This window comes from Nocardioides plantarum (assembly GCF_006346395.1).
Taxonomy (GTDB): domain Bacteria; phylum Actinomycetota; class Actinomycetes; order Propionibacteriales; family Nocardioidaceae; genus Nocardioides; species Nocardioides plantarum.
Genome location: NZ_VDMS01000004.1, coordinates 493,235 through 505,313, shown reverse-complemented (window position 1 = coordinate 505,313; position 12,079 = coordinate 493,235). Strand labels below are relative to the sequence as shown.

Annotated in this window: 11 protein-coding genes and 1 rRNA gene; 4 read left to right on the top strand and 8 right to left on the bottom strand. The window is 71.8% G+C overall.

Annotation, left to right across the window (positions count from 1 at the left end; all coding sequences use genetic code 11):
- Window positions 1-188 precede the first annotated feature (188 nt).
- From rrf to FJQ56_RS18555, 3 genes are all read left to right on the top strand, one after another.
- Window positions 189-305 (top strand): 5S ribosomal RNA (rrf, locus tag FJQ56_RS18565).
- A 326-nt stretch (window positions 306-631) separates the two neighbouring features.
- Window positions 632-1,339 (top strand): tetratricopeptide repeat protein, encoded by a 708-nt coding sequence (locus FJQ56_RS18560; RefSeq protein WP_246084241.1) that lies wholly within the window; start codon window positions 632-634, stop codon window positions 1,337-1,339.
- Between the two features lie 157 nt (window positions 1,340-1,496).
- Window positions 1,497-2,015 (top strand): DUF3145 domain-containing protein, encoded by a 519-nt coding sequence (locus tag FJQ56_RS18555; RefSeq protein ID WP_140011059.1) that lies wholly within the window; start codon window positions 1,497-1,499, stop codon window positions 2,013-2,015.
- 22 nt (window positions 2,016-2,037) lie between these two features.
- Here the strand turns inward: FJQ56_RS18555 and FJQ56_RS18550 are convergent, their stop codons facing one another.
- The 7 genes from FJQ56_RS18550 to FJQ56_RS18520 all read right to left on the bottom strand — a co-directional run bounded on the left by FJQ56_RS18550 (window position 2,038) and on the right by FJQ56_RS18520 (window position 9,126).
- Window positions 2,038-2,466: a hypothetical protein gene (locus FJQ56_RS18550; RefSeq protein ID WP_140011058.1), complete on the bottom strand. Its 429-nt coding sequence runs from the start codon at window positions 2,464-2,466 to the stop codon at window positions 2,038-2,040.
- A gap of 96 nt (window positions 2,467-2,562) precedes the next feature.
- The gene (locus tag FJQ56_RS18545; protein ID WP_140011057.1) at window positions 2,563-3,996 is read right to left on the bottom strand and encodes an acyl-CoA carboxylase subunit beta; all 1,434 of its coding nucleotides are present in this window, start codon (window positions 3,994-3,996) and stop codon (window positions 2,563-2,565) included.
- A gap of 8 nt (window positions 3,997-4,004) precedes the next feature.
- Window positions 4,005-5,270 (bottom strand): beta-ketoacyl-[acyl-carrier-protein] synthase family protein, encoded by a 1,266-nt coding sequence (locus FJQ56_RS18540; RefSeq protein WP_140011056.1) that lies wholly within the window; start codon window positions 5,268-5,270, stop codon window positions 4,005-4,007.
- 2 nt (window positions 5,271-5,272) lie between these two features.
- Window positions 5,273-5,518: an acyl carrier protein gene (locus FJQ56_RS18535; protein ID WP_140011055.1), complete on the bottom strand. Its 246-nt coding sequence runs from the start codon at window positions 5,516-5,518 to the stop codon at window positions 5,273-5,275.
- 46 nt (window positions 5,519-5,564) lie between these two features.
- Window positions 5,565-6,614, bottom strand: coding sequence for a beta-ketoacyl-ACP synthase III (locus tag FJQ56_RS18530; protein WP_379140343.1), 1,050 nt, complete (start codon window positions 6,612-6,614; stop codon window positions 5,565-5,567).
- Window positions 6,611-7,801 (bottom strand): acyltransferase domain-containing protein, encoded by a 1,191-nt coding sequence (locus FJQ56_RS18525; RefSeq protein ID WP_140011054.1) that lies wholly within the window; start codon window positions 7,799-7,801, stop codon window positions 6,611-6,613. The genes FJQ56_RS18530 and FJQ56_RS18525 overlap by 4 nt, the downstream gene beginning before the upstream one ends.
- An 80-nt stretch (window positions 7,802-7,881) precedes the next feature.
- Window positions 7,882-9,126, bottom strand: coding sequence for a PucR family transcriptional regulator (locus FJQ56_RS18520; RefSeq protein WP_246084240.1), 1,245 nt, complete (start codon window positions 9,124-9,126; stop codon window positions 7,882-7,884).
- A gap of 122 nt (window positions 9,127-9,248) precedes the next feature.
- On the opposite strand from FJQ56_RS18520, the gene FJQ56_RS18515 reads away from it, so the two are divergent.
- Window positions 9,249-10,214 carry an alpha/beta fold hydrolase gene (locus tag FJQ56_RS18515; protein WP_140011053.1) on the top strand — a complete coding sequence of 322 codons (966 nt, stop codon included), beginning with the start codon at window positions 9,249-9,251 and terminating at the stop codon, window positions 10,212-10,214.
- 77 nt (window positions 10,215-10,291) lie between these two features.
- On the opposite strand, the gene FJQ56_RS18510 is transcribed toward FJQ56_RS18515, so the two are convergent.
- Entirely contained in the window at window positions 10,292-11,794 is a 1,503-nt protein-coding gene (locus FJQ56_RS18510; protein ID WP_140011106.1) for a DEAD/DEAH box helicase, read from the bottom strand.
- Between the last annotated feature and the right edge of the window lie 285 nt (window positions 11,795-12,079).

The window sequence follows — 12,079 nt, the reverse complement described above, 5'->3', positions numbered from 1 at the left end:
GGGCTTGCCACACAAACCCTCAACCAACACCACACACGCGTAACACACACAGCACCTAGTTACGCCTCGCGTCCACGAGAACACAACATGACTTGCCCACCACCCACGGTGGCTGGCGATCGTCCCCCCCCGTTTGTGGGGGTTGGTCGACCAGGATCCCCTGGGGTGGGGTGATGGGCACATAGAGTTACGGCGGCCATAGCGACAGGGAAACACCCGGTCCCATACCGAACCCGGAAGTTAAGCCTGCCAGCGCCGATGGTACTGCAATCGCGAGGTTGTGGGAGAGTAGGACGCCGCCGGACAAACATTGGGTAGAGGCCACCGAAAGGTGGCCTCTACTCTGTTTTCCACCCGTTCGTCTTGGACGGGACCAGCAACGTGAAGAGGGAGAGCCATCGTGGCCGACGAGCGTGGATCGCGCCCAGGGGCAGGCGGCGGACGACCGCAGGGCAAGGGCGCGGGGGATCGCCGTGACGGTGCCCGCTCGTCCGACACCCGCGGAGGGCCGAAGAGCGGCGCTGCCCGGGGTGGTGCCCGCGGCGAGTCCCGAGGCGACTCGCGTGGCAAGCCCCCGACGGGCGGCCGAGGCGGCCGCCGTGAGGACTGGAAGCGCCCGACCGACCGCGACGTGCCTCGCACCGTCGAGCAGTCCGTCTACGACGGTCCGCCGCTGCCCGACGACGTCACGGGGGCCGAGCTCGACCGCGCGGTCGCGGCTCAGCTCAAGGGCCTGCCCGACAAGCTGGCGGCACGCATCGCGCGGCACCTGGCGGCGGCCGGGTTGATGGTCGACTCCGACCCGGAGACCGCCTATCAGCACGCCTTGGCCGCCCGCGCTCGCGCGCCCCGGCTCGCGGTGGTCCGGGAGGCAGCCGGTGAGGCGGCGTACGCGGCCGGGCACTACGCCGAGGCGCTGGCCGAGCTGCGTGCCGCGAAGCGGATGAACGGGGCCACGGCCTACCTGCCGATCATGGCCGACTGTCACCGTGCGGTTGGCAACCCTGAGCAGGCCATCAAGCTGGCCAAGAGCCCATCGGTCGCCAACTTCAGTCCCGAGGCCAAGGCGGAGATGACGCTGGTCGAGTCCGGCGCACGTCGCGACCTCGGCCAGCTCGACGCGGCCCTCCGGGTCCTCGAGCTCGCCCCCCTGACCAGCAACAGCCGGCTGCCGTGGGTGGTGCGTCTGCGCTACGCCTATGCCGACACGCTCGTCGCGGCTGGTCGCGAGAAGGACGCACTGGCCTGGTTCCACCGGGCCCACGCGATCGACTCCGAGGAGCTGACCGACGCCGCCGCCCGTGCCGACGACCTCGAGCGCCGGATGGACCTGACCTAAGGTCAAGGCGTCATCCCGCTCCACTGGTGCGAACGCGCCACATGGGTCACAATGAAGTCCTAACTCCACATCCGTCACACCGACTGTCGACGACACCGTCATCTGATTCGAGCCCGCTGGGGAAGGCGTAGCTCGCGCCGGAGATGAAGGAGATGTCGTGACCGTTCGCACTGCTGACCGCACCACCAGCCGCGGCGTCCTTTTCGTGCACTCGGCGCCCTCGGCGCTCTGCCCGCACATCGAATGGGCCGTCGGTGGCCTCCTGGGCGTGCCCACGAACCCGACTTGGTCGCCGCAGCCGGCTCAGTCGGGTACCTACCGTGCGGAGCTGTCGTGGAGCGGTGTGGCCGGCTCGGCGGCAGCGATCGCGTCTGCGTTGCGCGGGTGGAACCACCTGCGCTTCGAGGTCACCGAGGAGCCAACGGCCTCCACCGAGGGCGCGCGGTACTCCTTCACGCCGGATCTCGGGGTCTTCCACGCCGTCGTCGGCATGCACGGCGACATCATGATCCCCGAGGACCGCCTCAAGGCCGCCGTGGTCAAGGCCGCGCTCGGCGAGACCACGCTGGTCAACGAGGTCGACAAGCTGCTCGGCAAGCCCTGGGACGACGAGCTCGAGACGTTCCGGCACGCCGGCGAGGGAGCCCCCGTGCGTTGGCTCCACCAGGTCGTCTGACCAGCCGGCGCTGTCGCGTGGTTCAGCGGCGCTGGACCAGGCGGAAGTGGGTCGGCGCACGGTTGAGCGTGTAGAGGTCGCGGCCCTCGTTGTAGATCATCTGCATGGACACCGAGTAGCGGCCGACCGGTGCGCTCGCGCCGCACAGCTGGAACGTCAGGTGGCCGTGTGTGCGGCCCATGTTGTTGCCCGCGTTGGCGTCCCAGTAGAAGCTCGCGACGCCCTCGCGGCGCGGATTGCGGATGCGAGCCACGACCGTCCAGTCCTCGGTGGGCGGGGTGAAGCTCCACGGCAGGAGGTAGCCGGCGCATCCGCCCTTGCGGATCTGGTTGGGCACCTTGATCACACCGATGTCGTTGTCGTAGGCGGCTGCCGGGGATGACGGCAGCGTCACGGCGAGGCCGACGGCCAGGAGTATCGAGGCGACAGCGGAACGCGAACGGCGCAGCATGGTGGGACCTCCCGTGGATGGTGGCGTCGACATGGTCAACGCCACGGTCGCCGGGAGGTTACGTGACGGCGGTCACCTCGTGGGGTGCCGCCCGGGTCAGAGCGGGATGTTGCCGTGGGCCCCGCGGCGTACGCCGTCACGCTGGACGGCCTCGTCGATGGCCCGGGCGATGGCCGACCGGGTCTGTGACGGCGTGACGATCTCGTCGACGACGCCGATCTCGACCGCCCGCTCGACCCCACCGGCCAACCGCTCGTGCTCGGCGGCGAGCTCGGCCTCGACCTGCGGCCGGATGTCGGGGGAGACCTCGGCCAGACGCCGACGGTGCAGCACCCGGATCGCGGCGACGGCGCCCATGACCGCCACCTCGGCGCCGGGCCAGGCAAAGACCCTGGTGGCGCCCAGCGAGCGCGAGTTCATCGCGATGTAGGCACCGCCGTAGGTCTTGCGGGTCACGAGGGTGACCCGGGGGACCACGCACTCGCCGAAGGCGTGTAGCAGCTTGGCGCCGCGGCGTACGACGCCGTCCCACTCCTGTCCGACACCGGGCAGGTAGCCCGGCACGTCGACCAGCACGATGAGCGGCACGCCGAACGCGTCGCACATCCGCACGAAGCGGGAGGCCTTCTCGGCCGACAGGGAGTCGAGGCACCCGCCCAGGCGCAGCGGGTTGTTGGCGACCACGCCGACCGTGCGGCCGCCGAAACGGCCCAGCGCGGTGACGATGTTGGGGGCCCAGCGGGCGTGCAGCTCCTGGGCGGTGCCCTCGTCGAGCACCTGCTCGACCAGCGGGTGCACGTCGTAGGCACGCTTCTTGGAAGCCGGGAGGGCGTCCTCGAGGTCACGGTCGGCGACGTCGTCGACGACCAGGCTGCCCTGGGAGCCGAGCAACGACGTCACCGTGCGAGCGCGATCGAGCGCCTCCTGCTCGGACTCGGTCAGGATGTGCACCACCCCGGAGCGACGACCGTGCGGCTCGGGTCCACCCAGACGCAGCATGTCGACGGCCTCGCCGGTCACCGACCGCACCACGTCGGGGCCGGTGACGAAGATGCGGCCCTCGGGACCCAGGATGACGACGTCGGTCAGGGCGGGTCCGTACGCCGCCCCGCCGGCGGCCGGGCCCAGCACCACGGAGATCTGCGGGATCTTGCCCGAGGCCTGCGTCATGACCTGGAAGATCCGGCCGACGGCGTGCAGCGACAAGACGCCCTCGGCCAGACGGGCGCCGCCCGAGTGCCACAGGCCGATGATCGGGACCTGCTCGACCATCGCCCGGTGGTAGGCCGCGACCACGACCCGGCAGCCCACGTCGCCCATGGCGCCACCCATCACGGTGGCGTCGGAGCAGAACGTGACGACACGAGTGCCGTGGACCGTCCCGACGGCAGCCAGCATCCCGCTGTCGTCGTCGGCGGTGATCAGTTCGAGACTGCCGTCGTCGAGGAGCGCGCCCAGCCGGTGGACCGGGTTGCGGGGGTCCTCGGAGCGGGGGAGCTTGGCGGGCTTCTGCGGGGCCTGGACCGTCATGGGGTCTCCTAGTACGAGGCGAAGACGACGGCGACGTTGGCGCCGCCGAACCCGAACGAGTTGTTGAGGGCGGCGATGTCGCCGGAGGGGAGGTCGCGCGCGGTCGTGGCGATGTCGAGCTCGACCTGCGGGTCGAGGTCGTCGAGGTTGATCGTCGGCGGCGAGACACGGTCGCGGATCGCGAGCACCACGGCGACGGCCTCGAGAGCGCCGGCGCCACCCAGCAGGTGACCGGTCATCGACTTGGTGCTGGTGACCACGATCTCGTCGACGTGGGGGCCCAGCGTGGCGTGCAGCATGAGGCCCTCGGCGATGTCGCCCTGCGGCGTCGAGGTCGCGTGGGCGTTGACGTGCTTGATCGCCGCCGGGTCGATGTCGGACTCGAGCAGCGCACGCTTGATGGCCCGCGAGCCGCCGCGCCCGGCCGGATCGGGCTGGGCGATGTCGTGGGAGTCGGCGGTGATGCCGGCGCCCAGGACCTCGGCGTAGATGTGTGCTCCGCGCGCGAGCGCGTGCTCCTCGGACTCCAGCACCAGGACGCCGGCGCCCTCGCCGAGGACGAAGCCGTCGCGGCCGGTGTCCCAGGGACGGCTGACCGTCGCCGGGTCGCCGCCATCGGCGCTGGCCGACTTGGACAGCGCCATCATGTTGGAGAAGGCGGCCATCGGCAGCGGGTGGATCGCGGCCTCGCAGCCGCCGGCCACGACCACGTCGGCGCGCCCGAGGCGGATCTGGTCGATCGCCAGGGAGATGGCCTCGTTGCCGGAGGCACAGGCCGACACCGGGGTGTTGACCGCGGCGCGGGCTCCGACGAGGAGGCTGATGTTGGCGGCTGGGCCGTTGGCCATCAGCATCGGGACGGCGAGCGGGGAGACCCGGCGCGGCCCCTTCTCCTTGAGGACGTCGTAGTTGGCCAGCAGCGTCGTGACGCCGCCGATGCCGGTCGCCATCGCGACCCCGACGCGGTCGTGGTCGAGGTCGCCGGCCTCCTGGGCGGCGGCCAGACCCGAGTCGGCCCAGGCCTCGATCGCGGCGACCATGGCGAACTGGGAGCTGCGATCCAGGCGGCGGGCCTTGACGCGCTCGAGCACCTCGCTGGGCTCGACCGCGACGGGTGCGCCGATCTTCACCGCGAGGTCCTCGACCCAGTCGTGCTCGAGGCGGCGTACGCCGGAGCGCCCGGCGAGCATCCCCTCCCAGGTGGTGGGGACGTCACCACCGAGGGGACTGGTCGTGCCGAGGCCGGTGACGACGACGCGTGTGCGGTTGGCCATTCTTAGGCCGTCGCCCGCTCGATGAAGGCCACGGCGTCGCCGACGGTCTTGAGGTTCTTGACCTCGTCGTCGGGGATGGCGACGCCGAACTTCTCCTCGGCGGCCACGACCACCTCGACCATCGAGAGCGAGTCGACGTCGAGGTCGTCGACGAAGGACTTGTCGAGCTGGACGTCGTCGGGCTCGATGCCGGCGACCTCGTTGACGATGTCGGCGAGGTCGGCGCGGATCTCTTCGGTGGTGGCCATGGTTTCTCCTTGGGTGGTGGTGGGTGGAGCTGGGTGAACGGTGGGCTCAGGGGACGACGACGACCTGGGCGGCGTAGGCCAGCCCGGCGCCGAAGGCGATGAGCAGCGCCAGGTCGCCGGAGCGGGCATCGCCCTCGGCGACCATCCGGTGCAGCGCGAGCGGCACGGAGGCGGCCGAGGTGTTGCCCTGGTCGGCGATGTCGCGGGCGATCCGGACGGAGTCGGGAAGCTTCATCGAGCGCGCCATCGCGTCGGTGATGCGCATGTTGGCCTGGTGGGGGACGAAGCAGTCGAGGTCGTCGACGGTGATGCCGGCTCGCTCGACCGCCTCGAGGCCGACCTTGGCCATGGTGAACGAGGCCCACCGGAACACGGCACTGCCCTGCATCGTCAGGGCCGGCATCGCGGGGGAGTCGGTGGTCATCACGTCGCGCCAGTCGAGGGTCTGGCGGATGTGGTCGAAGTGCTCGCCGTCGGAGCCCCACACGACCGGACCGATGCCGGAGGTCTCGCTCGGACCGACGACGACCGCGCCGGCGCCGTCGGCGAAGATGAAGGCGGTCCCGCGGTCGGTGCGGTCGAGGATGTCGGTGAGCCGCTCGACGCCGATCACCAGGACGTGGCGGGCGCTCCCGCCGCGCACCAGGTCGGCGGCCAGGCCCACGCCGTGGCAGAAGCCGGCGCAGGCAGCGGAGATGTCGAAGGCGGCGGGCTTCGGGCAGCCGAGCTCGTGAGCGATGGCCGGGGCGATGGCCGGGGTCTGCATCATGTGGCTGACGGTCGCGACGATCACGGCGTCGACCTGGCCGGCCTCGATGCCGGCGTGGGCGAGCGCCTCGCGGGCGGCGGCGACGCTCATCATCTGCACCGACTCGGAGTCGTCGGCGAAGCGGCGGGTGCGGATGCCGGAGCGTTGCTGGATCCACTCGTCGCTGCTGTCGATGGCCTCGACGAGCTCGGAGTTGGGCACCACCCGGGCCGGGCGGTAGGCGCCGATGCCGAGCACGGCGGCGTGGGTCGCGCCGGTCGTGGTCGACAGGGCCGGTCGCGGGCTCACGGGGTCGACGGGGTCGACGGGGTCGATGGGGGTGGTCACTCGACACCCTCGGGGTGCAGGCGGAGCAGGGGCTGTCCGGGGGAGACGAGGTCGCCGTCCTCGACGAGCCACTCGACGACCTGACCGCCGTGGGCGGCGGTGACGACGATCCGGTCGCGCAGGCTGATGATGGTGCCGATCTCGGCGCCGGCGGTGAGCAGGTCGGCCCCGCCCGCGGCCCCGTCGAGCTCGAAGGTGCCCTTGGCGGGGGAGACCACCATGCGCCACGTCGGGGTGACGTCGATCAGCGAGCCCTCCCCGTGCTTGGCGCAGAAGGCGCGCGCGTCGTCGAGCTGGTCGGGTGTTTTGAGGGCGAAGGTCTCGACCCCCTGGCCCTTGAAGTAGCGCTTGGCGATGCCGGTCAGCGTGCCGGCAGGTGGCATCTCGAGGATGCCGGTGACGCCCAGGTCGGACATCGCGTCGAGGCACAGGTCCCAGCGGACCGGGCTGGCGATCTGCCCGACGATCCGCTTGAGCACCTCGCGCCCGTCGTGGATGACCTGCCCGTCGCGGTTGGAGATCAGCGGGATGCGGGGGTCGTGCGTCGACACCGACAGGGCGAGGCGGGCGACGTGGTCGACCGCGGGGGCCATGTGGTCGGTGTGGAACGCGCCGGCCACGGACAAGGGCATCAGGCGGGCCCCGGGCGGCGGGTCGGCCTTGAGGGCGTCCAGCTGCTCGAGCGTGCCGGCGGCGACGACCTGGCCCGGACCGTTGTCGTTGGCGGGGGTCAGCCCGTGTCGCGCGAGCGCTGCGAGGACCTCGTCGCGGTCACCGCCGAGGAGTGCGGTCATGCCGGTCGGCGTGGCCGCGGCGGCCTCGGCCATCGCGACACCCCGCTCGCGCACCAGGACCATCGCCTGCTCGGCGCTGATCGCCCGTGCGCCCACCGCGGCGGCCAGCTCGCCGACGCTGTGGCCGGCGACCGCGCCGACCTGGTTGAAGCCGTCACCGGGGTGCGGGAAGAGCTCGAGGGTGGCCACGAGGGTCGTGGCGACCAGCAGGGGCTGGGCGATACGGGTGTCACGGATGGTGTCGGCATCGGACACCGTGCCGTGGTGGGCCAGGTCGATGCCGGCCACGGTCGAGAGCCAGTGCAGCCGGGACGCGAAGACGCGGTCCTCGAGCCAGGGGGCGAGGAACCCAGGCGTCTGGGCGCCTTGTCCGGGAGCGACGATGACGAGCACGTCCCTCACTCTGCCTGGTCCGGCGTCCGGGTCGCGCATCAGTCCTGCACGAACCTGGACCGGGAAACTTTGTCGGGTTCCTACAACGTCGTCGGGGCCGACTGGCCGGCGTGAGGTGGTATGCGACCCGACTGCCGACCGAGCACCAGCGCCACCTGCAGCGTCAGGGCGTCCCGGGGCACGCTCGGGGTGAAGCCGGTCAGGTCGGCCACCTGTCGCATGCGGTAGCGCACCGTGTTGGGGTGCACGAAGAGCGCGCGCGCCGTGCCCTCGACCGAGCCGCCCTGGGCGAGGTAGGCCGCCAATGAGTCGGCGAGCCCCCCGCGGGCCGCGGCCAGCGGCAGGTAGACGTCCTCGACCAGGTGTCGGCGGGCGTGCCCGTCGCCGGCCAGGGCCCGCTCGGGCAGCAGCTCGTTGCTCAGGACCGGCCGTGGGGCGTCGGGCCAGCCGGCGGCAGCCCGGTGTGCCGCCAAGGTCGCGCGCGCCGAGACGTGCGCGTGCTGCAGGTCGTCGCTCACCGGGCCGACCACGACCGGGCCCGGGCCGTAGAGGTCGACGAGCGCGGCCCCGGCGGCCCGTGGGTCGTCGACCCCGCCGAGCAGCACGACCAGCCGGTCGCCCTGCGCCGCGCACAGCGCGTCCATCCCCGTGACCCGCGCTGCCCGGCGTACGGCGTCGAAGAGGTCGGAGTCGGTGCGCCGCTCTGGCAGCGTGCCGAGCACGACCGTCACGTCACCGCGGGCCGACCAGCCCAGCGCCGAGGCGCGCGACAGAGTGGTCTCGTCGCCCTCGGCGCGCAGCACGGCGTCGACCACCAGCGCCTCGAGCCGCGCGTCCCATGCCCCGCGCATCTCGGCGGCCCGGGCGTAGACCTCGGCGGTCGCGAAGGCGATCTCGCGGGCGTAGCGCAGGATGGCGGCGCGGACGTCGGGGACGTCGGCGGGCTCGACGATGCGGTCGACGTCGTGCTCGACGACCTCGATCGAGAGCCGGACCAGGTCGACGGTCTGCTGCAGGCTGATGGTCCCGGCCAGGGCGCGGGGCGCGGCGCCGAAGACCGACGCAGCCACGGCGAACGACTCCGAGGCGTCGCTGCGCTCGTCGGACTCGGCGGCCTCGTCGGCGGCGCCGTACCAGTCGACGAAGGCACGGATGCCGGACTGCAGGATCTGACCCACCCAGGCCCGCTCCTGCGCGCTCAGCAGCCGGAACCAGGCCATCTCGCTGTCCATCCGCGCGATCGCCGACGTGCTGAGCGAGCCGCTGGCCCGCACCAGCGCGGCCGCAGCCCGGGCGTGGGGGTGGCGGGGGGCACGGGGGGGCACGCCTCGAGATTAGTGGGACCGATGGTCGACCGGGTCAGGGCTGGTGACACCCTCAGGAGCGTGTGAACGAGGTGCGAGGTCTGGTTGAATCCTGAGCCTGCCGTCGACGGAGGGGGCTCGGCATGAGCGACAAGCGCCACGAGGTGCAGCACGTCACCATCCACGGCCACCGCCGCGCCTACGTCAGGGTCGGCTCGGGCCCGGTCCTGCTCCTGCTCCACGGCCTCGGCTGCGACCACACCACGTGGGAGCCCGTCATCGACACCCTGGCCAAGCGCTACACGGTGATCGCACCCGACCTGCTCGGTCACGGGGAGTCGGCCAAGCCGCGTGCCGACTACAGCGTCGGGGGCTATGCCAACGGCATGCGCGACCTGCTCACGGTCCTCAACATCGACAAGGTCACCGTGGTCGGCCACAGCTTCGGCGGCGGTGTCGCGATGCAGTTCGCCTACCAGTTCCCCGAGCGCACCGAGCGGATGATGCTCGTCGCCTCCGGCGGTCTCGGGCCCGAGGTGTCACCAGGCATCCGTGCCATCACCTCGCCCGGCTTCCACCAGGTGATGGGGCTGCTCACGCTCCCGGTCGTGCGCCACGTCGGCGTCGCCGGGCTCAAGGCGGCCTCCTCGACGGGACTGAGGGCGACGCGCGACCTCGGCGAGGTCGCCGACATCTACGACTCCTTCAAGGACCCGCATGCCCGCGCGGCGATCCGTCACGTGGTCAGGGCAGTCGTGGACTGGAAGGGCCAGATCGTCACGATGGCCGACCGGGCCTACCTCACCGACGCCATGCCCATGGCCGTGGTCTGGGGCCGCGACGACCACGTGATCCCGGTACGCCACGCGAGCAATGCGGCCGCCCTCGCACCCAAGGCGCGCATCGAGGTCATCCCCAACGCGGGGCACTTCCCCCACAAGGACCATCCCGAGAGGTTCGCCAAGATCCTCCACGACTGGATCCGTACGACGCAGCCGGCGACCTACTCGCGCGCCAAGTGGCGCACCCTGCTCCGCAACGGGCAGGTCGGTCCGGCCGCGCCGGCTGGCGTCACCTCGATCCGACGCGCCGGGGCGACCACGGCCTGACGCACGAGCGCCCGGGTCCACGCTGCTGCGTGGCCCGGGCGCCGGTGGTTGGTCCGTGGTGTCGCCTGCGTGGAGGCTCAGGCGTCGGAAGAGGTGGCCGAGGGAGCCGAGGCCTCGCCCGACCCACCGCCGCTGCGCGAGCGACGGCGACGGCGGTTGCGGCTGGCGCCCCCGGTCGAGCCCTCGGTCACGACGACGGCTGCACTGTCACCGGTGCTGACCGGGCCGTCGGTGCTGGCCGCGCCCTGGCCCTGGGAGCCACCACGGGTGCGGGTCCGGCTGCGGTCGGTGCGCTCGCGGGGCTTGCGGTCGCCCCCACGCTCGCCCCCACGGTCGCCACGGGAGTCGCCCCGCCCGCCACGGTCCTCGCGCGGCTTGCGCTCGACCGGTGCGGCGTCGACGATGCGGCCCTTGGTGCCGGGCGCGATGCCCTGGTCGTGGTAGAGGTGCTCGGACGTCGAGTAGGTCTCCTGCGGCTCGTCGAACGGCAGGTCGAGGGTCTTGTTGATCATCTTCCAGCGGTGCAGGTCGGCCCAGTCGACGAAGGTGATCGCGGTGCCGGTGGCGCCGGCGCGGCCGGTGCGGCCGATCCGGTGGACGTAGGTCTTGTCGTCCTCGGGGCAGGTGTAGTTGATGACGTGGGAGACACCGGCGACGTCGATGCCGCGGGCGGCGACATCGGTGGCGACGAGCACCCGGATCTTGTTCTCGCGGAACTTGGTCAGCGCCTTCTCGCGGGCCACCTGGGCCATGTCACCGTGCAGCGGCGAGGCGCTGAACCCGCGCTCGGCGAGGTCGTCGGCGATGCGCTGCGACTGCCGCTTGGTGCGGGTGAAGACGATGATCTTGTCGGCGTCCTCGGCCTGCAGGACCCGGCCGATGATCTCGGGCTTGTCGAGGTCGTGGGCCTGGTAGATGAACTGGGCCGTCGCCGGCACCATCGTCGTGTCGTAGGACGACTCGGCGCGGATGTTCATCGGGTGCCGCATGTGGGTGCGCGCCAGGGTGACGATCGCGGCCGGCATCGTGGCCGAGAACAGCATGGTCTGGCGGGTCTCGGGCGTCATCGACAGCAGTCGCTGCACGTCGGGCAGGAAGCCGAGGTCGAGCATCTCGTCGGCCTCGTCGAGCACGACGGCGTGCACGTGCGACAGGTCGAGCGAGCGGCGCTGGGCCAGGTCGATCAGCCGGCCCGGGGTGCCGACGACGATGTCGACGCCGTCCTTGAGCGTGTCGAGCTGCTCGTCGTAGCCGACGCCGCCGTAGACGGTGAGGACCCGCAGCCCCCGGTCGGCGCTGGCCAGGGTGAGGTCGCTGGAGACCTGGAGCGCGAGCTCACGGGTCGGGGCGACGATGAGCGCCTGCGGCTTGCCCTGGGGGATGTCGGCGTAGTCGGGGTCCTTGGGCGACACGCTGCGCTGCAGCACCGGGATGCCGAACGCGAGGGTCTTGCCGGTGCCGGTGCGGGCCTGACCGATCAGGTCGGTGCCCATCAGGGCCACCGAGAGCGTCATCTCCTGGATGGCGAAGGGGGTGACGATGCCGGCGCGCTCGAGCGCGGAGCAGATCTCGGGGTGCACACCCAGGTCACGGAAGGTGACGGCCTCGCGGGGTGCCGCGGTCTCGGATCCCTCCGAGCCCTCGCGGGTCTCGTCGACCACGGGGGCGTCGGGGGTGTCGGTGCTGTCGATGTTCTCGGGGGTCTCGCTGGTCACAGCGTTCTGCTTTCGATGAGGTTCGGCCGGACGGCCGGCGCAACCGCGCCGACAGATCGCATCGTGCGGCCGACTCACGGAGCCTGAAGGGCGGAGTCAACCGCGCACATACGGGGGCTGGTCGCGGCGTACGGCGACCGGCTCCTGGGC

What these genes read in the sequence shown, in the direction of transcription:
- FJQ56_RS18550 (WP_140011058.1), bottom strand. Translation starts at nt 2,466, where the DNA reads ATGCTGCGCCGTTCGCGTTCCGCTGTCGCCTCGATACTCCTGGCCGTC.
- FJQ56_RS18545 (WP_140011057.1), bottom strand. Translation starts at nt 3,996, where the DNA reads ATGACGGTCCAGGCCCCGCAGAAGCCCGCCAAGCTCCCCCGCTCCGAG.
- FJQ56_RS18540 (WP_140011056.1), bottom strand. Translation starts at nt 5,270, where the DNA reads ATGGCCAACCGCACACGCGTCGTCGTCACCGGCCTCGGCACGACCAGT.
- FJQ56_RS18515 (WP_140011053.1), top strand. Translation starts at nt 9,249, where the DNA reads ATGAGCGACAAGCGCCACGAGGTGCAGCACGTCACCATCCACGGCCAC.
- FJQ56_RS18535 (WP_140011055.1), bottom strand. Translation starts at nt 5,518, where the DNA reads ATGGCCACCACCGAAGAGATCCGCGCCGACCTCGCCGACATCGTCAAC.